Source organism: Bradyrhizobium sp. Ash2021, from assembly GCF_031202265.1.
Taxonomy (GTDB): domain Bacteria; phylum Pseudomonadota; class Alphaproteobacteria; order Rhizobiales; family Xanthobacteraceae; genus Bradyrhizobium.
This window is the reverse complement of sequence record NZ_CP100604.1, coordinates 5,161,959-5,185,019: the sequence shown is the minus strand read 5'-3', so window position 1 is coordinate 5,185,019 and position 23,061 is coordinate 5,161,959. Positions and strand designations below refer to the sequence as shown.

Here is a 23,061-nt window from a genome sequence, read left to right as displayed (position 1 = left end):
CAAATTTTTGCCAGAAATTTCCGAGCGCGCGCCGGCACCGTCGCCTCGCGCCGATGTCGCGCCGGTCGATCGGCACCACGATGTCCCGCGCCGAGTCTAGCGCGGCCCGCTGATGCGATGGCGTGTCCCGGCCTCACGAGAACGCGGTGCCTCTGACCCCGCGCTCACAGGCGACCTTCTCTGAGGCTCGCCGACATCGGCATCACCCGCCAGCGTGCGGATCTCCTACTTGCGCCTCGCCGAATGGCGCGACATGCGCGATGAACTTGCGAGATTTGCCGGTGTATGTGCCGACAGCCTTGGGTGAGCGGCGCGGGCGCGATAATCCGGCGAATCCGCCGGAATTAAAAGGCAGAGCCCACAGCTTCGTGCGCGTGGCGCTGCATGCGTTGATCCGGCTTGCCCGCTGTCCGACACCGGCCAGATGTCCGAACGCATGGCGGGCTTCCTACGGGCTCGGCGTCGCATTCTCGATGCCGAGTACGAGGTCTATGAATGCTACTCGCCGACCGTATCCAGGCGCGAGCGGTTCGGCGGATGGGCGAACTGCTGAAGGAGTTTGATGGGCGGCGAAACAATCAGCATTTGGCGGGTACCCGCCAAACCCGAGAAGCCATCGCTCATGAGGCTGGTGTTTCGGAACATCAGCGCAAGCAAGCCATCCGCGTCGCCAATGTCCCCGCCGCTCAATTCGAGCAGGCGGTCGAGGCGCAGAAGCCGCCGACCGCGTGCACGCGGAGTTTTTCCCCTAATCAATGTCGGCCTGTGTGATAAGAACAGACCCATCTTGCTCTATCAAACCGCCGTCATGTTTGGCTGACGCGATCGTTTCAATTCTCGAACGGTGCTCACCTTCGATCTGGGGAATGCGATCCAGGCAGGGCGACCCCAAAGCCAACAACGCACAGTCTGATACTTCGACTCGAACGACCGTCCCATCTTCGGCTCGTATGGGGAGCGACCAGCCAAAGCGGGACGATGATCGGAGCGGGAGTTCAGCCGTGGCTATTAGGGGCATGGTTCTCTTTCATGATTCGAGATGAAAAGTCGCAATGTGATCCTACGCGAAAAGAGTTACCGCTGAGTCAGCCGAGAGTTAATTTTGAGTCAGCGGATTTTCCCGATGCAGGCGAGCGCGCCGCGAAGGCGTTCGAGGAGAACCCGGAAATGTCTGATCGAGCGATAGCGGCGAAGATCGGAGTGGCGCATCCGACAGTCGGCGAGGCCCGCAAAGCAACCGGAGACAACTTACCAGTTGCCAAGCGCACCGGCCGCGACTGCAAGAAGCGCAAGCCGCCGAGATCGTCGTTCCTGATCAGAGGCGGGAAGATGGACTCAGTCGACGAGGCTTAGCTACTTGTATTTTCCCCAAAGTTTGAGTGTCTTCATGCATACAGGTATCATGAACGGCATTTGCCGGTTAGGCTTGTTTATCTCCATGGCTACAGGCTGGCCAAAGTCGCTGTCCTTTGACTCTTTGCAGGGCTTTTCGGAAAAGGAAAACTCGCCCCGCGTCGGCCTATAATCCGTAGTGTTGTCGATAATCTCAATCGTCAACTCGCCGTGGTCGTACTCCCAGTTTCGCTTCATCTGGTCCCCAAGATAAGTAATTTCGTCCTCTACATCGAAGCGCTTTTTGCAGTCTTTCTGAGCCGCTTGATACATCATTGTGCTCTGACCTTTCATCCGGTCGAGCATGCAGTCTTCGTAACTGTCGTAGCTAAACCATCCGGCCTGTGCCGAAACCGGCCAAAGCAATGCCAGTGCAAAAAGGTGGCGCATGAAAGAAGTCCCCCGTGAGGGGACGATGATATACACGCGTGGGTTGGATTTTCTACCCGGTCTTTCCCTGCGGCTCTTGCGCGGCGATCTCGGCCAGGCCGTTGGTTGCCAGCCACGCGCCGATGGCGCGATTGTAGCGCGTGCCGACCGGCCGGTTCGCCGAGCCCGCCGTCATTGCGAGGCTTCGACCGATGGCGAGGGCGCGGGCGACGTCGAGCCAGTCCGACCACGTCGCGCGGTCCCGATCCTTGAACCGCGCCCAGGCTTCGTGTCCGGCCCCGATTGTGTCATTGGCCGACGCCCTGCAAGATATGCAACGTCAACGCTGCGCTCGATATCGCTGCGGCGTTCAACCGGGGGCCGCCGAGGTGCAGCGCGCCGCGCACCATCGCGCCAGTCGCGGCACCAGACCCGACCCACGCCTCGACCCCAAGGGGAGCCGTCCGGCCACCGGGGCCAGACTGCTCGGGCCGCCGTTGGAAATATTGATCCGATCTCCCCGCAAAGGGTCCCATATTCCTGGCGCCGTATTTTTCGCTGTGTCAGGATGTGGAGGGACCCATATTTTGCCAGGAAATTCTCCGCAGAGGGACCCATCGCGAACGTCATGGGAGGTTTCGCAGTGACCTATGATCCGGAATTCCTGAAGCGCTGGACCATGCCTCCGAATTACTTCGGCGCGGTCTGGCCGGCATACTATTCCTCCGGCGTCGGCCAGTCGCGCGATAGCGTCGCATTGGAGCGCAGCAACTTCACCAGCATGCTGCGTGATCTCGGCGGCGAGAGCGAGACGGTCATTGTCGTTCGCGAATCGCACTGGCTTGTCGGTTGGGTCGAATGGATCGCGATCCATGAGAGCGACGACAAGGCACTTGCCATTGCTGACGACATCACGGGCAAGTTCAAGCGGTCGGCGTCGAGCAAGAAGAAGCCGACCCAGTCTAGAAGAACTGCTACGACCCGAAAGAGCGGATCAACTACTCCAGCAGACGCGGCCGGCGCGCCGCTGGTGAGCGGGCACGATCCCGTGGCGGATCGATAGCGGCGAGGCGGCCCAACGCATCGGTGGGTTTCCTTAGCCGCGCACGGCTTTCGGAGCTCATAGGCTTGGCCGATGATGTCCGTTATTGAGGGTGAAGCCGACCTCCGGGTTGAGCATCCGGACTTCTGAGTTTGACCCGAAGGCGACATCGGAGGGGGTCGCCAGACAATAGCCTTGCTGAGATCACCCTCCTTGACATTTCAGCTTGTCGACGCTGACGCTGCATTGCTCAGCGATCGTCTTGCAGCCTTCGCAGCGTTGGAAAGGTATCACCATGAGGAAGACGTTGTTGGCTCTCGCTGCCGTCGCGACTTTGGTGGCTTCAGCAGCCTCGCCCGCTTATGCTGGTCCGCGCTATGATTACGGCCCCGGCGGCAATCCGTATCCGCGCACTTATCCCGGACCCGGCGGCTATCCGTACTGGTCGGGCTATGTCGATGCCCCGGTTGGAGAGCCGATCCCGCCCTGCCGCTGGATAACCCAGCACTTCTGGGACGGGCATGGCTGGCGCGAGCGCCGCGTGCGCATCTGCGGCTGATCAGGTCGCGGCTGTTTCGGTGCCTCGACCGGCGGACTCCCACGGCGGACGCCTATTGGCCACTGCTTGCCAGCCACGCGGGGCTCTCTTTCAATTTGCGATCCCTGCTCGGCCGTCATGATCAACCGATTGTCTGTTCTTGGCACTTTTGAGACATGCCGAATGACCCTGAGAATGTCTGCTAATTGGGGAAGACCGGAAGTGAGCGGCGCGCGGTCAAAGTGACGCGATTGACCCAATTGAGACATCAGGAGTTGTCGTGTCGAAAGCCAGGTGAGTGCCATTTGTTCCGCGCTGGACAGTCGCAAAGTGCTGGGCTTTAAGTCTTGCAGAAGGCGCTTTCTCAGGGGGTTACATGCAGCGGCGCAAGTTCATCACGCTGGTCGGTGGCGCGGCGGCGAGTGTGCCGTTTGCCACCCGCGCGCAGCAGTCGATGCCGGTGATCGGATTTCTGCGCAGCACGACGGCCGCGGACGCAACGGAGTTCGTAACAGCGTTCCGCCAGGGCCTGAAGGACACGGGCTACGTCGAGGGCCAAAATGTTGCGATCGAATTTCGCTGGGCAGAGGGGAGGACCGATCGATTGCCGGCTCTGGTGGATGAGCTGATCCACTGGCCTGTGGCCTTGATTGTCGGGGATGCCGTGGCGATGCTTGCGGCCAAGTCCGCAACCACGAGTGTGCCGATCGTGTTCGCGGCCGGAGGCGATCCGGTCGGGGAGGGTCTTGTCGCCAGCCTGAACCGGCCGGGCGGCAACGTCACGGGCGTGCACTTTTTCGGAGGCGTGTTGGGGGCGAAGCGACTGGAACTGCTGCGCCAGCTCGTCCCGAAGGCCGGGACGATTGCCATGCTGGTTCACCCGAACACTCCGAATACCGAGGCGGAACGAAGCGACGTACAGGCCGCAGCGCAGGTGTCCGGGCAAACACTCATCGTTCTGGATGCCAGCAACGACCGCGAAATCGATACTTCCTTTGCAACATTCGTCCAGCGCGGGGCCGGCGCCCTGCTCATCGGTTCAGGTGCTTTCACGTTTTCCCATCGGGAACGGCTGGTCGCGCTGGCGGCTCGCGATGCGCTGCCCGCGACCTATCACCTCAAAGAGTTCGCCAGCATTGGCGGCTTGATGAGCTATGGCGCCAGCATTGCCGATGCCTATCGCCAAACCGGTATCTACGCCGGCCGTATTCTCAAAGGCGAGAAGCCGGGCGATTTGCCGGTGATGCGGTCCACCAAATTCGAACTCGTGCTCAATCTCAGAACGGCACGGGCGCTCGGGCTTGCGGTACCGCCGACCCTGCTTGCCACGGCCGACGAGGTGATCGAATAAAGCTTCTTGTTGTTGCAGTGCATGAGTCCGAAAATGGCACTTTTCGGACATGCCGCCGTGGCCGCCCTATGTCCGTTGTTGGGGGCAGAGCGGAAAACATATACTCCCATTGAGCTTTTCCGGTTTTGACCCAACTGAGACATCAAACCTGATCGCATCGGGCCGGCCATCAACCTGAAGACCGTCAAGGCACTCGGCGTCGGTATCCCCGCGACGCTGCTCGGGCGCGCCGCCTTCTGTTCTTTGGGCGGCTTACGGCGCAACCTCATGATGCGTGGTCAGCATTCACCGGCAGGGTGAATTGAAACGTAGCACCGTGGGGTATGTTTGCTGTGGCCCACAGCCGCCCACCGTGCCCCTCCACGATCGAACGGCAGATCGAGAGTCCCATGCCCATACCGCTTGATTTGGTGGTGAAGAAGGGGTTGAACAGCCGGTCCACATCCTCGGTCGCGATCCCGACGCCGGAATCTGTCACACTTACGAGCACTCGGCGTTCCTCGTCCCGGCGGGATTGGATCACCAGTTCGCGCGGCCGATCCGTGACCGATTGCATGGCCTCAATGCCATTCATCACCAGGTTGATCATCACCTGCTGCAGCTGGACCCGATCGCCGAGGATCGGGGGTAGAGCCGGAGCCAGCTCCATTCGCAACAATACCCGATTGCTGGTCAGCTCACGCTGCACTAGCGCTACGACCTCCCGGACGACGTCATTGACGTCGAGCGGAATCTTGTCAATTTCAGTCTTTTTCGCGAGCGCCCGGACGCGCCGGATCACTTCACTTGCCCGATTGCCGTCGTCGATGATCCACTCCACCGAGCGGCACGCGGCGTCGAGATCGGGAGTTGCGCGGCGGAGCCAGCGCAGACAGGCCTCGGCGTTGGCGATGACGGCGCCGAGCGGCTGGTTCACTTCATGGGCGATTGAGGCTGTCAGCTCGCCCAGGGTTGTTATGCGCACGACATGCGCGAGGTTCGTTTGCATGTCGCGCAATGCCTGCTCGACGTGCTTGCGCTCTGTCAGATCGAGCACGAACGCGACGCCCTGGTCGCGCTTCTCGTCGAACGCGGCCGAGCCGATCAGCACCGGCACCCGGCTCCCGTCCTTACGGAAATACTCCTTTTCCCACGGTTGTGCGGTCCCGGTCATCGTCATCTCTTCGACGGCCCGTGCGGTGCGGTCGCGCCATTCCGGCGGTGTCACCTCGGTCCAGCGCACCCGGCCGGAGACGAGTTCCTCGCGCTCATATCCCACCATGCGGAGGAACGTCTCATTGGCGTCGAGAAACCGACCACCGAGCTCCCAGATGAAGATGCCGATGATGTTGGCGTCCACCAGGCGCCGGATCTTGGCCTCCCGCTCCTGGAGATCGTTGTACAGACGGGCGTTCTCCAGCGAGATCGCAGCCTGCGACGCCAGCAGTTCCAGCACCGAGATCCGGGCTGGCGTGAACACGTGCGAGGCCAGGTTGTTCTCGAGATAGAGCACCCCGATCAGCTTGGCCTGTTTCACCAGGGGCAGGCAGAGCACCGACCGGGCGTGCTTCTGGCTGATGTACTCATCCGCCGAGAACGGATTCTGCGCCGAGGCGTCATCGAGGATCACGCTCCCCCGCGTCCGGATCACGTAATGGAGCACGGATTCGGGGAGCTCCGCCGGTGACACGGCCGTCTGGCGCTGCGTGACCTCAATCTGGCCGCGGCCGGTCGTCGCCTCCGCCGCGATCCGTGGCTCGTCGTCCGGGAAGAGAATGAGCAGGCCACGCCCGGCGCCGGCATGTTCGACCGCAATCCGCAGCAGCGTCTTGATGAGCTTGCCGAGTTCGATCTCGCCGGACACCGCCTGCGCGGCCTTGAGCACCGTCCCGATATCCAGCTGCTCGACGGGCGCGCCGATGGTCGTGGTGGGCGATGCAGAAACTGGTGCGTCGCGGAGATGCGGATGAAGCTGTTCGAGTTGCCGCACCTTGCCGAATGCGCCCCAGCGAAGATAGCAGTGCCGCGCGTTTCGCAGACTGGCGTGCGCCATCGATTCAGCCCCGCGCGCCGCGTAAAACCGCGCGGCCAACTCATGGGCCAGGCCTTCGTTCTGCACGAAGCCGTTCTCGCGGGCCGATCGGATCGCCTCTTCGTACAGACGCATTGCATCGGCGTCGCGCCCCTCGAGGCGGCCGATCTCGGCCGACACCAGGGCGTATTTGTCGCCGAACGTCGGTGGATTGTTGTCGGTCCATTCGCGCAGTTGATCTCGGTGCACCGCAAGGAGTTCGCGCCAGCTGTTCTGCTCGTCGGCAGAACCATTCTCATAGAGCGAAGCAACCGTCACCGCCGTGTAGTAAAAATAGTCAAGCAACTGGGACCTGCCAGCCATGGCCCAAAGCAGCGCGTTAGCCTTGTCGGCTGACGCGAGAGCCTCGGCGTAGTCGCCTGACAGGAACCGCGCTTTGAGTTTGAGGATCCAGTACAAGCAGATCATGATGGGCACCCGGTCTTCCGTCAGTTGTGCCTCGAACGTCGCCTCATCGAACTGCGCATCGCTGAAGGTGGAGAAAGTTTTCGTCCGGCCCTGCATGGTCGCAATGAAGCGTTGGTGGCTCACGATCATGTCGGCGACGTCGCGGAACTTGGCTCTCCGGACGTAGTCCAGGCTCCTCTCCGACTCGCGCCACACCGCATCGAGCGGGTCGTTGCGCAGGAGAAGACTCGCGACCTCTCGAGACATGCTGTAGCAAGCGAAGGCCAGATCACCCGTCTCGGTCGCGGTGCGAGAGGACGCCCGCGTGAACTCGATGGCGGTCGTGATTGGCTGTGTCCAGGGGGCGACCAGTCCCATCGCGAAATAGACCTTTGCCTGGTAGGCGATAAAGCCGTGTTTCTCGACCAGGTCGCATGCGAGCTTGGCGAAGCGATAACCCTCGCGGTAACGGTGAAACGCCCCTCCGACGCACACGCCGAAGCCGGCATAGCCGGGCGCGGACGCGCCGCTCATCCCGTGCTGCAAGCTGATGTTCACCATGCGGCACAGGTGCAGGCAATACAAATGGAAATCGGTAAAGTAGGCGGGGCCGAACAGGACTGAGAGTACCAGCATCGCAGCGTGCAGTTCCGGATCCGTCATCAGCGGAAGATCAATCAGGCTCTCGATCGGCCGCCCGTCGAGATTGCGCCAGAGCGTCTCGTATTCGGCCTGGACCTGCTCCCAGGTCGGGTGTGCCGGCAGGTCAATGCCGAACAGTTTCAGACCCGTGAGCGCGCTATCGACGGCTTGCGGAAAATCCGACTTCATGGCGTGCAGGTCGATCTTGAGGCGGTAGGCGGCCGCCTTGTCGATCTTCGACGCACATCGCTGCAACAGCTCCTCAATCAGTTGCTCGGCGGTGTCGAAGTCACCGCTCAGAAGCTCGCACTCCGCGCGTTCGAGCCACAGGCTGAACATTAATTCGTACTGGCTGCCCCAGTCCCTTTCGTCGAGCAGCGCCATGCCGGCCGCGAAATACGCGCGCGCCGACGCAAAGGCCGCCGACGCCTTGGCCTTTCGCCCGGCACGCAGGTCGATCGTCGCCACCTGCGCTTTCTCGTCCCGGTCGACCACCCGTGTGGCGCCCCGATTGAATTGGTTCGCGACATCGAACAGATGCTCGGCGAGTTCGTCCGCCGTCATTCTCGCCAGCGTGCGGCCGATGCGCAGGTGGACGTCGACACGGTGCTCGTCGGGAATCAGTGAATAGGCCGCCTGCTGGATCCGGTCGTGCAGGAATTTGTAGGCGCTGTCCTCGCGAAAGACGAGCCCGGCGTGGACGGCTTCCCAAAGAGCCGCGTGCATCGCCTCCTCTGTTATCCCGTGAACCAGCGACAGAGTGGCGGTCGGGGCGACATTGCCCAGGCAGGCCAGCTGTTTCAGGGCTTCCTGGGTGGTGGCGGAGAACCGTTTCAGCTTCCCGGCCACGAGATCCACCACGTTGTCGGTATAGCTCTTGGCCCGGATGCGATTCATGTCCCATTGCCAAGCCCGCGTGACCGGGTCGAACGCGAGCAGCCCCTCTTCGGCCAGCGCGGTGAAGAACTGGATTGCGAAGAACGGATTGGCGCCGGTCTTCTCCTGCACCAGTTGCGCCAAGGGCCGCGCGCGCTCCGGCTTGCAGTAGAGTGCATCGGCGATGAGCCGGCCCACATCGTCGAGCTCAAGGGGCGCCAGCACGATCTCCTGGACCCGCGCTCCGGCTATGCGGATCGCTTCCAGCGTCCGCCGAAGCGGGTGCGCGGGACTGACCTCATTGTCGCGGTAGGCGCCGACCAGCAGCAGGTGCCGCACTTCGGAGTGCGTAACCAAGTGCTCGAGGAGGTCGAGCGTTGCTGCATCCAGCCACTGCAAGTCATCGAGGAACAGCGCGAGCGGGTGCTCCTTGCGCGCGAACACCCCGAGGAAGCGCCGGAACACCATCTGGAAGCGGTTCTGCGCGTCCCGCGGCGGCAGGTCCGGGACTGGCGGTTGTTTTCCGATCACGAGCTCCAGCTCGGGAACGAGATTCACCATGAGCTGACCATTCGGGCCCAGCGCCTCGATGAGGGAGGATCGCCAGCGGCCGAGCTCGGCCTCGCTCTGGCTCAGCAGCGAGCGGATCAGGCTCTGGAATGCCTGGCCCACCGTCGCGTATGGGATGTCGCGCTTGTACTGGTCGAACTTGCCGGAGGCGAACAGGCCCCGCGGCGGGACGAGCGCCTTGTGCAGCTCGTTCACCACCGAGGACTTGCCGATGCCGGAATAGCCCGACACGAGCACGAGTTCCACGGTGCCGTTCGCCACGACCCGGTCGAAGGAAGCGAGCAGTGTGTCGATCTCGCGCTCCCGGCCGTAGAGCTTCTCCGGAATCCGCAGCCGGTCCGAAGCGTCGTGCGCGCCCAGCGGAAACTGGTCGATGCGGCGATATAACTCCCAAGCTGCGAGGCATCTTCGAAGATCGGCCTCGACACCGGCGGCAGTCTGGTAGCGCTCCTCGGCGGTCTTGGCGAGGAGTTTCATCACAATTGCCGAGAGCGGTCCCGGGACGCCCGCGACCCGCTCGGTGGGCGGCGCTGGCTGTCGGGCGATGTGGCAGTGCACCCACTCGATCGGATCGGCGGCGGAGAAGGGGAGGTGCCCCGTCAACATTTCGTAGAAGGTGACACCCAGTGCGTAGAGATCGCTGCGGGAGTCCACCGAGCGGTTCATCCTGCCGGTTTGTTCCGGCGCCATGTAGGCGAGTGTCCCGGCGATCACCTCCGGTGGCGCGGGGGCCTGGTGCTCGCGCGGCAGACGCGAGGCAATGCCGAACCCCGTCAGCCAAACGCCGCCGCTTGCCGCGTCCACCAGGATATTGGCTGGCTTGATGTCCTTATGGATAAGGCCTCGCTCGTGCACGCGGCGGAGCGCTCCCACAAGACGGATTGCGATCCGCAGGAAATGCGATATCTCCAGCGGTTGGCCAAGCAGTCGATCCAGCGGCCCGCCGCCGGGATCCTCGAGCACCAGCGTCATGCGGTCGTTGTCGTGCGTCAGCGCGACTGGCCGCGCCGCCCACTCGGCGTCAAGTTCGGCCTTGAGCGCATATTCGTGTTCAAGCCGCTCGACGCAACCAAGCGCGGAGTCTTCCGCGGCAACGAGCAGGATCGGCGCCAGGCCGCTGCCGGAGCCCCGGTAGAGAGAGATGTCTCCCTCCCGCAGCGGCGAGAATACATAGCTCAAGAGCTCGTTCACGCGGGCCTCCTGGCAGGAGGACTATTTTAACGCATTGATTAGGTTACGTTTGCTTTCGCCCGTCAACCCAAAAATAGGCGCCCCAAAAATGCGATCGGTGCCATATCGTGGCGAGACGAGAACCTCGCGGGCCGCTGCTCGTAAAGCCTGGATGCTTTGCGCCGACGAAGTGATCGGCAATCAAGGGACGTCCGGTGATGGCAGGCACTTTTCGGACCTGACGCGATGTCTGATTTGAGTCCGCAATGCGCTCCAAACTCCGCCGACACAATCGCGCGGTACCGAACGCTGAGGCAGATGATCTGAGGGAAGGCTTGGCCGCCGCGGTGGTCGGGGATCGGAATGGCGTCCTAGCTAGGCTAGACGGCTTCGGAGACCCGGTTTGCGACCTTGCGAGGCCAATCGAGCTGCGCGGCCCTTGGCACGGTAGCCTTGATCCGCTGGCCGCGTGACTGGGGTTCATCAAGAACCCAGCACAGAAATGTCTGATCGGCGATTGTCCGTTGCAGCGCGTCATCCACGTGCCGCCACATTTGTGGCTTCAACTAACTTCAACAAACAAGAATTCGGGAGGAACATCCCGATGTACAGCATGAGCATTGTCATGGCACAGCTTCTGCTGGCGTCGAGGTGGTGCCGCCGGGCGAGCTGAGGGCCAACGAATGCCGACAGCGCCGTCGATCCGGAACCGCAGGGGTTTTCGCGCTGCGGCACGTGAGCTGATCATCGTCGCGGTAAGTTGGATGGCGAGCGGCTCGATGGCGCGTGGCGGCGAAGAGACGCTCAAGGTCGTCGATGCCTGGGTTCCTGTCACGGATAAGGTGGGCGCGGATACCCCACTTCTGCTGACTGTTCGCAACGAAGCCGGTGCCGCGGATGCCCTTCTGCGCGTCAGATGCCCTGTCGCGAATTTCTCCGAAAGGCATACAGTTGATCGCGGCGAAGGCGCGCCCGCGATGCGGATGGTTCCGTCGATTCCGATTGCAGCGGGCAGTACCACGGTGCTCAAGTCGGATGGCTATCACGTCATGCTTCTGCAGACCCGTCAGCCGCTCGCGGCCGGCGAACGGTTCACGTGCTCAATCGCCTTCCAGAAGGCGGGAACAATCGAAACGGAGGTGAACGTCCGCCAACTTCCCTGAAAGCAGCGGAAGAGCAAAACAATCTGAACAACGAACTTCTGAGCTGCGGGCCACCACACATGCCGGCGCTCAAGTGCAACGAGAAGTCATCAATAAGGAGGAAACGACATGAAGAATTTCACGAGACGTAAGCCTTCGCTGCGAGCAGCCATGCTCGCGACCGTTGCTGCGGTCGCAACGATCGCGGCGCTTCCGGTAAAGGCGGCGGATGAGGTCACTCCCGAGCGCCTGCTCAATGCAGACAAGGAGCCCGGCAACTGGCTCCATCACCACAAGAATTTCTCCGCCACCCGCTTTTCCAGCCTTTCGGAGATCAACAAGGGCAATGTGAAAAATCTCAAGGTCGCATGGACCATGCACCTTGGCGGCGTCGAGGGCGGCGGCATCTGGACGCATGGCGGCCTCGAAGGCACCCCGATCGTTGAAAACGGAATGATGTACGTCACCGACGGATGGGGGTCGGTCTACAAGATCGACACCCATGGCGGCAAAGGCACGCTGCTCTGGAAGATGGATCCAAAGACCGACCATGACTGGGCGGGCGCCGTGTCCTGCTGCGGCGTCGACAACCGCGGCGTGGCGCTGTGGGGCAATCTGGTTATTTCGCACACGCTCGACGGCAGGTTGATTGCGACCAACAAGGATACCGGCCAGGTCGCCTGGCAACGCCAGGTAGCCGATCCCAACAAGGGCGAGGTCATCACCGGCGCGCCGCTGATCGTGAAGAACATGGCCGTCACCGGCGTTGCCGGTGCGGAATACGGAATCCGCGGCTGGATCGCGGCGACCGACCTCTCAAGCCAGAAGGAGGTATGGCGCACCCATACGATACCCGGCAAGGGCGAGCCCGGGCACGAGACCTGGAAGGACGACAGGAACTCTGCCGCAGCCGGTGGAGGTTCGACATGGGTGACCGGCAGCTATGATCCGGAGACCAACACCCTTATCTGGGGCATCGGCAATCCCGGCCCGGACTGGGATAACGAGTATCGGCCCGGCGACAATCTCTATACCGACAGTTCGCTGGCGCTCGATGCCGATACCGGGAAGATCAAATGGCATTATCAGCACACGCCCAACGATCCCTATGACTACGACAGCGTGGCGGAGAATGTGCTGGTCGATATCCCCGGACCCAGTGGTCCGCGGAAGCTCGCGCTCGAAGCGGATCGCAACGGCTTCGCGTACGCGGTTGATCGCACCACGGGCAAGTTCGTCTGGGGCCTTCCGTTCGTCAAGAAAGTCACATGGACCAAAGGCCTCGACGCGGAAACCGGCAAGCCGATCGAGTATGACCCGAACAAGCCGGTGCAGACCTATATCGCGGCGGTGACGCCAAGCCGCACCAATCTGGAAACCGACATCTGCCCCGGCAACATGGGCGGCAAGAATTGGCCGCCGACGGCCTACAATCCGGATCTGAAGCTCTGGTACATTCCCGTGATCGAGAGCTGCAATCGCATCAAAGTCGAGGTGATGACGCCGGAAAAGCTGAAGCCGCGGGAGTTCTGGACAGGCGGCGGCCCGAGCCAGCCGGTTCGCATCACGGGCAGCGTCACGGCGATCGACGTGACGACCGGCAAGGTCGCAGGCAAGTTTGAAACGCCATTCCCGAATCTGGGCGGCGTTCTCGCTACCCCCGATCTGGTATTCTCTGGTCAGCCCTCGGGCGAAGTAACGGCGCTTGATGCTAAGTCGTTGGAAAAACTCTGGGAGTTCAACACGGGCGGCGGCGTGAACGCCCCTCCGATGACTTTCTCCGTCGACGGCAAGCAATATGTTGCGATCCTCGTCGGGCTGGGCGGCGCCTGGGACAAGTGGTTCATCGACTCCACGCCGGAGCTGAAGCGGATGCAGCCGGGATCGATGCTCTACGTTTTCGCGCTCTGACGCATCGCGAGCGGGCGCATCGGATTTTGCACCCTCTGCGCCCGCACTCTTCCACAGCCAGGCAAGGCACAATGACACGACACAACTGGCCTCCTGCGGGAGCCATCCTTGCGTTCGTCATCGTCGCATCTGCGGCGATGACGGCAAGCGCCGCCGCGCAGTCGGCGGATCCTACCGATCTCGGCAAGGCCGTCTTCAAGCGCGCCAACTGCGTTGGCTGCCACAAGTGGCACGGCAATGGCGGCGGTGGCTATGGCGGCGATGCACTGTCGTTGCGCAAGACCGAGTTGACGCGCGAACAAATCATCGAAACCGTGGGATGCGGCAGGCCTGGAACCGGCATGCCATTCTTTACACGCGGCGCCTATGACAGCGTCAAATGCTACGGCATGAATCGCGAGGACGTCGGCAGTCAGATGCCACCGGAGGCCAACACGTTCCTGCGTCCCAGCGATGCGGAAGCCGTGGCGGATTACGTCCTCGCCCATGTCAAGGGCAAAGGGGAACCGAACTACAGCGAATGCGTCGACTTCTTCGGCGATGCATCGCGGGTCTGCGATGTCTACAAGGCGGAGCAGCCGACCGTCACCCAAACAACGAATTCGGGGCAATCGAAATGAGACCCTGGAGCAGACTGGCGATGGTGGCGGGCGGCGTTCTGCTGGCGGCATTGCAACAAGCTGCCGCACAGGATTTCTCCGGCAACGACCTGCGCGACATCAGAATAGGAATAGCGGTCGCCGACCTTCCGTCCGCTGGCTACGCGGACTTTTTTTGCGCGGCCGATGCTGAGCGCAAGCTTTCGGCCTGGTCGGACTGGCGCGACTGTCCCGCAGGCACCGACGGGCTGCGGGCGCTCCGGTTTGGCTACGATCCGGCAACCAGCCGGAATGGCACCGTTGTGGCGGGTCATCCGGCCATCCTGACGGCGCTGATCGACAACGCCGGCACGGTCGCCGGCCTCAAGATCGAGACCGATCCAAAGGCAAGACTCTATCTTCGCAAGAAGGCTTTCCTGTTTGGCCCGCAGGTGAAAGCCCGCTATGGCCCCGACGGGTGGGCCTGTACGCAGGCCCAGCCCGAAGCCGGCGAACAACCCGTCGGCGGCATCTACGTCAAGGAGAGATGCACGAAATCGATCCAAGGACGCGCGCTCGTGGTCGAACGCAATCTATTCCGTCAAGCCGGTCAGGACGAGAAGAGCTTTATCGACGAAACGCGGGTCACAATCCTTCGCGCGCGCTCTTAGCGCGGGATGGGTTTAGATCGAGTGAGGTGCGAAATCTTCACAAAGGCAGCAAGACGGAACTCGGCAAGGTGTGCAGGAGCGATGCTATTTCCTGGTCGTGCTCCCTGCCAAAAAGCACCGAATCGATGCGCCCGATAGCCGTAGAGCGGCCAGACCATGGTCCGCCTCGGCCTTGTTCGCCTTGGAGTTGGCCACCTTCGGTTTCACGATCCCGTTCCTCATGACCGTGGATGAGACCTTCGACGTCGGCGTGGATACCCGCACGCCAGTGGATGACGTGGATTACCAAGTGCCGTTCCGCTTCACTGGCAAGCTCAACAAGCTGACCTTCATGCTAGGAGCCTGTCCGAATAGTGGCTGTTCAATTCTGAGCGAGTCTGATTCAACCTTGGGCGATGAGCAAGTATTTTCGCCCCTGGAATATCGATCAGACGCTGCTTCTGCCGCCGAATGTGCAGGACTTCGTGCCGAAAGGCCATGTCTCGCGGTTTATCGTTGAACTGGTGCGGGAGAGCCTCGATCTCAAGGAGATCACGGGCAGCTATGTGAGCGGGCTCGGGCAGCCGCCGTTCGACCCGCGCATGATGGTGGCGCTTGTGCTGCACGGCTATGCGAGTGGGCTGTATTCATCGCGGCGGATCGCGAAGGCCTGCCGCGAACGGAATGATTTTGTAATGATTGTCGCGCTCGATCCGCCGGATTTTCGCACGATCAGCGACTTCCGCAAGCGGCATTTGAAGGCGCTCGGCGCACTGTTCCTGCAGGTTCTGAAGTTGTGCGAGACGGCAGGGCTGGTCAAACTCGGCCATGTCGCGCTTGATGGCACGAAGATCAAAGCGAACGCGTCGAAACATAAAGCGATGAGTTATGAGCGCATGAAGAAACGCGAGGCGGAATTGAAAGCCGAGGTCGCTCGCATGCTGGCGGCCGCTGAGGCGGCGGATGCTCAGGAGGACGAGACTTTCGGCAAAGACAAACGCGGCGACGAGCTGCCGGATTGGGCTGGCGACAAGGAGAAGCGGCTGGCGAAGATCCAGCAGGCGATGGCGGCGCTGGAGGCCGACGCCAGGCTGGCCGCGGAGGAAGAGCGTCGCATCGAGGCCGAAAAGGAACAGCAGCGCCAAGCCGAAGGCCGCAAGAAGCCGGGCAAACCGGCGGCGCCGGCATCGGACCAGCCTGATCCCAAGTCGCAACGCAACTTCACCGATCCGGAAAGCCGCATCATGAAGTCGAAGGATGGCTTCGTTCAGGCCTATAATGCACAGGCCGCCGTCGACGCAGGCGCCCAGATCATTGTCGCGCACGAACTGACGCAGTGCGGCAACGATCAGGGCCAGCTGGTGCCCCTGATCGAGGCCATCGAGAACAATCTCGGCCGCACGCCGGAGCAGGCCTCAGCGGACTCCGGCTACTGCAGCGAATCCAATCTCGAAGCGCTCGAAGCACATCGCGTTGACGGCTATGTCGCGCCTGGACGCGCCAAGCACCCGACAGCCGCGAACGGAAAAATCGGCGGACCGCTGACCCAACGGATGCGAAAGAAGATCGACGATGGCGGCTTCGAAACGCCCTACCGATTGAGAAAGCAAGTGGTCGAACCGGTGTTCGGACAGATCAAACAGGCGCGCGGCTTCCGCCAGTTCCTGTTGCGGGGTGTCGAAAAAGTGCGTGCCGAGTGGGCCATGATCTGCACCGCCCACAACCTCCTGAAGCTGTTCACCCTCGCAAAGGCTGCCTGAGCCGGCTAACATGCCAATAAATGCCCGTCGCAGCACCTATCTGGACGGACTCCTAGGGCCGACGCAGTTGACGAGCGATGACCATCAGGTCATCCAGCACGCACTCGCCAAAGCCAAAGACTAGGCGGGCAAGGTCCTTCGAAACTGCGGGCATGCCACTTGGTGTGCCCGCTCTTCCACGCGTGATGTGATTGCTCATTGCGTTACCGACTTCCGGTTCTGGCACGAAACGGACATTGCACCAGCGTCAATTCAAGTCCGCTTTCGGGGGCAAAGCGGAAGTGACCCGAACTGACGGCGACTTGCGAAGGATCAAAACGGAACCGCGGCGTAGGGCCATTATTGGCCCTCATGACCAACGTGATTTTCAGATGCCCTCAGACGGCCTTGAAAGTCCAGCATTGGCTGGCTGACGAGCCGCTGCAACCCGACGAGAAGCGTTGCACTTACGAAGGCGTCACCTGTCCGGCCTGCACTCGGGTACACTTCATCGACCGGTCAACCGGCAAATTGTTGGGTCAGAAAGAGTAAATACAGCCTCAGTTGCCTCTTTCATTGTTCTCGCGACCGGCGATGTCTGTTTCTGGCAAATAGTGTTGCAAAACTCCGAAATTGTTGCACCGCCAATTTCCCGCCAAACGACGAAACGAACGGCAATCCCTGTTCGATGTACCCTCAGGCCCACCACTGAAGTCATGGGGAAGTTCATCGTTCGCTGATGACTCCCCCACATAATTTTCGTGTAGCCGCATCAGTGGCTCTCAAAATTTGTGTTCGGTGGCCCAAAAAGACTTTTGCAACGCTATCGGCACCTAGCGGACATGCTGATTGTGCCGGGCAATGTCCTTCGATCGCGCACGCGCGTTAGACTAAGGTCCGGTGGCTAACACTAACGCGGGCTCAAAATGCCTATCCAGCCAGGGGACGACGATCTACTGTTGGTGATTGACGTCCAGAGCGATTTCTGCGCCGGCGGCGCGCTTGCGGTTGCGGACGGCGATGCCATTATGCCGGTCATCAATCGCCTTGCCGGGCGCTTCAGCCATGTCGCGCTGACCCAGGACTGGCATCCGGCCGGCCATAGCTCGTTTGCATCCTCGCATCCGGGCTCGGCACCATTTGGGACCATCGAGATGCCTTATGGCCAGCAAACGCTGTGGCCCGATCATTGTATCCAGGGCAGGTCGGGCTCGGCCTTTCATCCGGAGTTGGAGACACATCGGGCGGAGCTTGTCGTCCGCAAAGGCTTCCGGCCGGCGATCGATTCCTATTCGGCATTCTATGAGTACGACCGGCGCACTCCCACGGGTCTGGCAGGCTATCTGGGCGAACGCGGCTTGAAGCGAATCTTCATCGCCGGGCTTGCGACGGATTTTTGCGTCTACTACTCCGCTGTGGACGCGCGACAGCTCGGTTTCGACACGGTGCTGATCGAACCCGCCTGCAGGGCCATCGATCTCGCAGGCTCGCTCGACGCGGCATGGACGGGGATGGCGGCCGCGAGCGTGCAGCGGGTGAGCGATCTCGCTTAGGCGCTAGGATTACGCGGTTCGCGTCGTACGGTTCGGCATGCCACCGACCGCAACGATTTCCGCGCTCAATTGCTCGACCGTCGTGCGATGCCGCATCGCCGTCTGCCGAATGAGCGCGAAGGCTTCGGTTTCGGAGAGACCGTGGCCGCGCATAATCTGCAGAACGGCTGCGAATACCACTCGCCGGGAACGAACACGGCCTTCCAGTCTTTCGACGTGGGCGGCTTCGTTAGTTCTTCGCTGGGCGGCGTCGAACGCCACCACCAGTGCGGTGTAGAGTCCGGCCGAACGCAGCGGTTTGACGAGAAACGACGCCGGCTGCAGATCGAGCAGCCATTTCAGGCGGCTGGGCGTCTCCGTTCCAATCAGCGCGATGATAGGCGCGCCGATCCTCCACGCCGCGGCCGTATCGCATTTGATGGGAATGCTGTCCCCATCCATCACGATAACATCGACGGCGTCGCCGGGCGGCGGCGCTTCGGCCGGATCATGCTCCGTAACCGCCATGCCCAGGCGGTTGAACTGCCGGCGCATGGTCAAGATTTCGCGTTCATCTCTCATCACCATGAGAACGCGACGGCCGCGAACAGAGAAGGGCGAGGGCTTAGTCATTTCACGACACGCAAATGGTTTGCCCGCTTCGGCATCGTATCATTGCTTTTCTCCGGTCTCATGCCAATCGTCGCCAGGTCGAGGTTCGAAAGATAGGGGTCGGGGCGCTCGGGGGCCTCTGCCTCCCAGAAGATCTCGAACTGACATCCAGGCACGGAGCGTGCCAAACGGGGCGTCAGGAAGCAGTGGTTATTGTCGGGGTCGACCCAAACCGGGCCCTGCGGGGATTCGTAGCGGTGATTTGCTGCAGCGCGCCGGACGGCGGCAACATCCGTGGTGCCGGCGCGGCGAATGGCGCGCGCCAGCAGCATGACGCAGACGTAAGTCGATTGCCCGTCGACGGAAGGGTTGCTGTCCGTGCCGTGGCGGGCCCTCCACCGGGCGACAAAAGCACGGTTCTGGGGCCGGTCGATGCTCTCGAAATAGGCCGACGATGTGATGCATCCGACCGAGGCTGCGGGCCCGATCAGCTTGAGTTCCGGCTCGCAGAGGCTGCAGCTCAGCATCGGGATCGTCAGCCTCGCGCGCGTCGTCGCTTCATGCAGCGCACGAACGAAGGCGTAGCTGGATTCGCCGACCAGTGTGTTGAACACCACCGGCGGCTTCCGGTCGATGATTTCCCGCACGATATGATCGACGGCGGTCTCGCCGAGCTCCAGCAGGCGTTCGGCAAGGATGCGGCCGCCCGCGCTGGTTACGATCTCGCGAATGACCCGGTTGGTTTCCCAGGTCCAGACGTAGTTGGACCCGATGCAGAACACGTCGCTGGAGATGTGATCCAGCATGTGCCGCACCAGCGGCACCACGTTGTGATTGGGCGCTGCTCCGACATAGATGACATTGTCGCTGCTTTCAAAACCCTCATACCTCGCCGGATGCCAAAGCAGCCGTTCGGTGCGCTCGACGATGGGAATGACCTGTTTGCGCGAAGCCGACGTGTAGCAACCGACGATATGCTCGACTTGTTCTTGGCGAATTAAATCGGCGCATGCGTCATGATAAGCGGCGACGACGCCGCCGGGATCGCGCAGATGGGCGGCGAATGTGAAATCGAACTCATGGCTTTGATTGACTTCGTCGATCGCCATCCACGCGCTCTTCAGCATCTCGCCCGCCATCATGGCGTAAGGTCCCGATTGGGAGAACACGAGGCCGAGAGGGATCGACGGCTTTTTCATCAGTGAGGCTCGGAGCGGCTGACGGCAAATGATATCATCGCGATCCTGTATTATCAAAAGCGCGTTGCACGTCATTTGTGCCGCACCATGCATAAAAAAGGTGCCGGCGTCTCATTGACAAGACGGCCGACGCTCGGACACAATCATATGGTACGTGAATACGTGCATGGCGAAACAGTTCTCGCCCAGCCGATGATGTCTGGGTGATGATCTGCACGTTTCGTTTTGCCGCGTAAACCGACACGACAATTGATAGCAGCGGCATTGATGCCATTCGGGGCCTTTTCAGGCCGCGGGTGGCTTTTTTCGTTTGTCTTCCAAAAGACAAGAAGTGGGTGGAGCATGGCAGTTCGCCTTCCGACGTTGGAACAGATCGACGACCTCGGGTCCGATTTCGGTCTCGTCCTTAGCGCCGACGAGGTCGCGGCTTTTCAGCAGGCCTTCAAAGGCCCTTTGGCCTCTTACGGCCGGCTTGACGAATTGGTCCCGCCCGCCTTGGCGCCAGTTGCGCCGCGTTCACCGGGGTATCGGCCCCCGGCATCGGAGAATCCGTACGGCGCCTGGTATTGGAAGACAGATATCCGCACCGGCGCTGAAGGGCTGCTGAGCGGCAAGAAGGTCGCTATCAAGGACAATATCTGCGTCGCGGGCGTCCCGATGATGAATGGCTCCGCGCTGCTCGAAGGTTACGTCCCGGAACTGGACGCCACGGTTGTGACGCGAATTCTCGAAGCGGGCGGTAGGATTGCGGGCAAGGCGGCCTGCGAGGATCTCTGCTTCTCCGGTGCAAGCCATACCTGCGCGGGCGGCGTGATACGCAATCCGCATAATCCTGCCCATAGTGCCGGCGGCTCATCTGGTGGAAGCGCTGCGCTTGTGGCGGCGGGTGAAGTGCCGATGGCGCTGGGCGGAGATCAGGGTGGATCGATCCGGACGCCGTCGAGCTGGTGCGGAGTGTATGGTCTGAAGCCGACCTGGGGGCTGGTGCCAACGACGGGCTCGATGCCGATCAGCTATTCCGTCGATCATTGCGGTCCGATGTGCGCGTCGGTCGAAGATGTCGCGCGCCTGCTGACGGTCATCGCCGGCCATGATGGCTGGGATACGAGGACGATCGCCGCGCGCACCGGAGACTATATGGGGGCGGTCGGCAAACCCGTGAACGGACTGCGGGTGGGCATTCTGCGCGAGGGATTTGGCCATCCGGAAAGTGATCCCGCGGTCAACGAAAAGGTGCGGCAGACGATTGCGGCGCTGGCAAAGGCCGGCGTCGAAAGCGAGGAGATTTCGCTGCCCTGGCATCTCGACGGGCCCCATGTCTGGAGCGGCATCATCCTCGAAGGCGCGGCCGAGATGATGCTGAAGGGCTATGGCGTCGGTAACAACATCCACGGCTACTATCCGCTTTCGATGCAGGAAGCCTTTGCCCGCGGCATGGGAACGCGGATCAACGACGTGTCGCCGACCGTGAAGTTGGTGCTGATGCTCGGCGAATACATGCACCGCCATTATCACGGACGCTATCATTCGAAGGCGCAGAACCTGCGGGGGTTGCTGCGCCGCGCCTATGACGAAGCGCTCGAGAAATTCGACGTGCTGGCGATGCCGACGATTCCTTTTACGGCGAGCCTGATCCCGCCGGCCGATGCGCCTCTCGGCATCGCGATCGATACCGCGCTCAACATGCAGGCGAATACCTGCTCGTTCGACGTGTCCGGCCATCCCGCTTTCACCGTACCATGCGGCCGCGTCAATGGTTTGCCGGTCGGCTTGATGATAGTCGGGCGCCATTTCGAGGAAACAACGCTGATAAAACTGGCGTCGGCGATCGAAGCCGGCGGCGATTGGAAGCTGAACTAGCACAGGACGAGGCAGCCACACGATGACGTCGCGCGATCTGCACTATTCGGGATTGGTCGAGGTTGGAAAGCGCATCTGGAAACGCGAGCTGTCAGCCGTGGAGGCAACACAAGCCCAGCTGGATCGGGTCAGGCGCCTCGATGGCAGACTGAAAAGTTACGCCCATGTCATGGCCGCATCGGCCCTTGAGCAGGCGCAGGCCGCTGACAGGGAAATCGCAACGGGCAAAGTGAGGGGGCCCCTTCACGGCGTGCCGATCGCCGTCAAGGATCTGTGCTGGACGAAAGACGCGCCGACCGCGGCCGGCATGAAGATTTATCGCGACAACCGCCCGAGCGAAGATGCGACCGTCGTCGCCAAGCTCAAACAGGCCGGCGCGATCATCCTCGGCAAACTGCAATTGACCGAGGGCGCGTACTCCGACCACCATCCGGACATCGAGCCGCCGCGCAACCCCTGGGATGCAACGCTCTGGACCGGCTCGTCTTCAAGTGGGTCCGGCGTCGCGACGGCCGCGGGGCTCTGTTACGGCTCGCTGGGGTCCGATACCGGCGGCTCGATCCGCTTTCCGTCCGCGGCCAACGGTGTAACCGGCTTGAAGCCGACCTGGGGGCGCGTCAGCCGCCACGGCGTGTTCGAACTCGCCGCGACGCTCGACCATATCGGCCCGATGGCGCGCAGTGCGGTTGATTGCGGCGCAATGCTCGGCGCGATCGCGGGCGCCGATCCGAAAGACCAGACGGCGGTGCTGGAGCCGGTGCCGGATTATCTGGCGAACCTGAACGGCAGCCTGCGAGGGACAAGAATTGGCGTCGATCCGCGCTGGACCAGCGAAGGTGTCGATGCCGTTACCAAGAAAATATTCCAGGACGCCTTGCGCGTTGCCGTCGATCTCGGGGCGGAAATTCAGGACATCGTCTTTCCCGACCCGAGCGCGGTGATCGCCGACTGGTTTCCGTTGTGCGGCGTCGAGACCGCGGTCGCGCATGAGGCCACCTATCCGTCACGAAAGTCGGAATATGGCCCGTCGCTCGCCGGCTTGATCGAACTCGGTCTGAAGCAATCCGGGACCGACTATCAGAAGATCGTCCTGCGCCGTGAAACATTCAGGGGATTGGTCAGGGCGCTGTTCGAAAAGGTTGCTCTCCTGGCCGTTCCCGCTCAGACGTTCGCCGCGCCGACGCTCTCCAAAATGGCGACGCTTGGCGCGAATCTGGAATTGATCACCGGCCTGCTGCGTTTCAGCTGTCCGTTCGACATGACCGGAAGCCCGTCCATCACGCTGCCCGGCGGCTTTACGGAGACGGGCGGCCCGGTCGCATTCCAGTTTATCGGCCGCCATTTCGACGAAGCCCGCCTGATCGCCGCCGGCGATGCGTACCAGCGGGTCACCGAATGGCACCGCCGCCATCCTTCACTCGGCGATTGAG

Annotated in this window: 18 protein-coding genes; 13 read left to right on the top strand and 5 right to left on the bottom strand. The window is 61.8% G+C overall.

Annotated features, from left to right (window positions below):
* Nucleotides 1–495: 495 nt before the first annotated feature.
* Complete coding sequence (locus NL528_RS24920; RefSeq protein ID WP_309177096.1) at nucleotides 496–771, top strand: hypothetical protein; 276 nt, start codon at nucleotides 496–498, stop codon at nucleotides 769–771.
* A gap of 258 nt (nucleotides 772–1,029) precedes the next feature.
* Complete coding sequence (locus NL528_RS24915) at nucleotides 1,030–1,353, top strand: hypothetical protein (protein ID WP_309177095.1); 324 nt, start codon at nucleotides 1,030–1,032, stop codon at nucleotides 1,351–1,353.
* Here the strand turns inward: NL528_RS24915 and NL528_RS24910 are convergent, their stop codons facing one another.
* Nucleotides 1,354–1,782: a hypothetical protein gene (locus NL528_RS24910; protein ID WP_309177094.1), complete on the bottom strand. Its 429-nt coding sequence runs from the start codon at nucleotides 1,780–1,782 to the stop codon at nucleotides 1,354–1,356.
* A 52-nt stretch (nucleotides 1,783–1,834) separates the two neighbouring features.
* Entirely contained in the window at nucleotides 1,835–1,957 is a 123-nt protein-coding gene (locus NL528_RS24905; protein WP_309177093.1) for a hypothetical protein, read from the bottom strand.
* Between the two features lie 447 nt (nucleotides 1,958–2,404).
* Between NL528_RS24905 and NL528_RS24900 the strand changes: the two genes are divergently transcribed.
* The 3 genes from NL528_RS24900 (at nucleotide 2,405) to NL528_RS24890 (ending at nucleotide 4,692) form a co-directional block, all read left to right on the top strand.
* On the top strand, nucleotides 2,405–2,824 hold the full coding sequence (locus tag NL528_RS24900) for a hypothetical protein (RefSeq protein WP_309177092.1): 420 nt from the start codon (nucleotides 2,405–2,407) through the stop codon (nucleotides 2,822–2,824).
* 274 nt (nucleotides 2,825–3,098) lie between these two features.
* A complete protein-coding gene (locus tag NL528_RS24895) occupies nucleotides 3,099–3,362 on the top strand; it encodes a hypothetical protein (RefSeq protein ID WP_309177091.1) in 264 nt (87 codons plus the stop codon).
* Between the two features lie 355 nt (nucleotides 3,363–3,717).
* A complete protein-coding gene (locus tag NL528_RS24890) occupies nucleotides 3,718–4,692 on the top strand; it encodes an ABC transporter substrate-binding protein (RefSeq protein WP_309177090.1) in 975 nt (324 codons plus the stop codon).
* Nucleotides 4,693–4,957: 265 nt separating this feature from the next.
* Here NL528_RS24890 and NL528_RS24885 read toward each other — a convergent pair whose 3' ends face one another.
* The gene (locus NL528_RS24885; protein WP_309177089.1) at nucleotides 4,958–10,429 is read right to left on the bottom strand and encodes an AAA family ATPase; all 5,472 of its coding nucleotides are present in this window, start codon (nucleotides 10,427–10,429) and stop codon (nucleotides 4,958–4,960) included.
* A 662-nt stretch (nucleotides 10,430–11,091) separates the two neighbouring features.
* On the opposite strand from NL528_RS24885, the gene NL528_RS24880 reads away from it, so the two are divergent.
* From NL528_RS24880 to pncA, 6 genes are all read left to right on the top strand, one after another.
* Nucleotides 11,092–11,571: a copper chaperone PCu(A)C gene (locus NL528_RS24880; RefSeq protein WP_309177088.1), complete on the top strand. Its 480-nt coding sequence runs from the start codon at nucleotides 11,092–11,094 to the stop codon at nucleotides 11,569–11,571.
* Nucleotides 11,572–11,679: 108 nt separating this feature from the next.
* Entirely contained in the window at nucleotides 11,680–13,461 is a 1,782-nt protein-coding gene (locus NL528_RS24875) for a PQQ-dependent dehydrogenase, methanol/ethanol family (RefSeq protein WP_309177087.1), read from the top strand.
* A gap of 137 nt (nucleotides 13,462–13,598) precedes the next feature.
* The gene (locus tag NL528_RS24870; protein ID WP_375144075.1) at nucleotides 13,599–14,081 is read left to right on the top strand and encodes a c-type cytochrome; all 483 of its coding nucleotides are present in this window, start codon (nucleotides 13,599–13,601) and stop codon (nucleotides 14,079–14,081) included.
* Nucleotides 14,078–14,710 (top strand): hypothetical protein, encoded by a 633-nt coding sequence (locus tag NL528_RS24865; protein WP_309177085.1) that lies wholly within the window; start codon nucleotides 14,078–14,080, stop codon nucleotides 14,708–14,710. Before NL528_RS24870 ends, NL528_RS24865 begins: the two co-directional genes overlap by 4 nt.
* Nucleotides 14,711–15,105: 395 nt before the next feature.
* On the top strand, nucleotides 15,106–16,449 hold the full coding sequence (locus NL528_RS24860; RefSeq protein WP_074272158.1) for an IS1182 family transposase: 1,344 nt from the start codon (nucleotides 15,106–15,108) through the stop codon (nucleotides 16,447–16,449).
* Nucleotides 16,450–17,354: 905 nt separating this feature from the next.
* The gene (gene pncA, locus NL528_RS24855; RefSeq protein ID WP_309177084.1) at nucleotides 17,355–17,981 is read left to right on the top strand and encodes a bifunctional nicotinamidase/pyrazinamidase; all 627 of its coding nucleotides are present in this window, start codon (nucleotides 17,355–17,357) and stop codon (nucleotides 17,979–17,981) included.
* A gap of 9 nt (nucleotides 17,982–17,990) precedes the next feature.
* Here the strand turns inward: pncA and NL528_RS24850 are convergent, their stop codons facing one another.
* Together NL528_RS24850 and NL528_RS24845 are read right to left on the bottom strand one after the other, a co-directional pair.
* Complete coding sequence (locus tag NL528_RS24850; RefSeq protein ID WP_309177083.1) at nucleotides 17,991–18,515, bottom strand: ANTAR domain-containing protein; 525 nt, start codon at nucleotides 18,513–18,515, stop codon at nucleotides 17,991–17,993.
* Between the two features lie 74 nt (nucleotides 18,516–18,589).
* Nucleotides 18,590–19,771: a transporter substrate-binding domain-containing protein gene (locus tag NL528_RS24845; protein WP_309177082.1), complete on the bottom strand. Its 1,182-nt coding sequence runs from the start codon at nucleotides 19,769–19,771 to the stop codon at nucleotides 18,590–18,592.
* 342 nt (nucleotides 19,772–20,113) lie between these two features.
* Here NL528_RS24845 and NL528_RS24840 point away from each other — a divergent pair, with 342 nt between their 5' ends.
* Both NL528_RS24840 and NL528_RS24835 read left to right on the top strand, forming a co-directional pair.
* Nucleotides 20,114–21,631 (top strand): amidase, encoded by a 1,518-nt coding sequence (locus NL528_RS24840; protein WP_309177081.1) that lies wholly within the window; start codon nucleotides 20,114–20,116, stop codon nucleotides 21,629–21,631.
* Nucleotides 21,632–21,653: 22 nt separating this feature from the next.
* The gene (locus tag NL528_RS24835; RefSeq protein ID WP_309177080.1) at nucleotides 21,654–23,060 is read left to right on the top strand and encodes an amidase; all 1,407 of its coding nucleotides are present in this window, start codon (nucleotides 21,654–21,656) and stop codon (nucleotides 23,058–23,060) included.
* The last annotated feature ends 1 nt before the right edge of the window (nucleotide 23,061 follow it).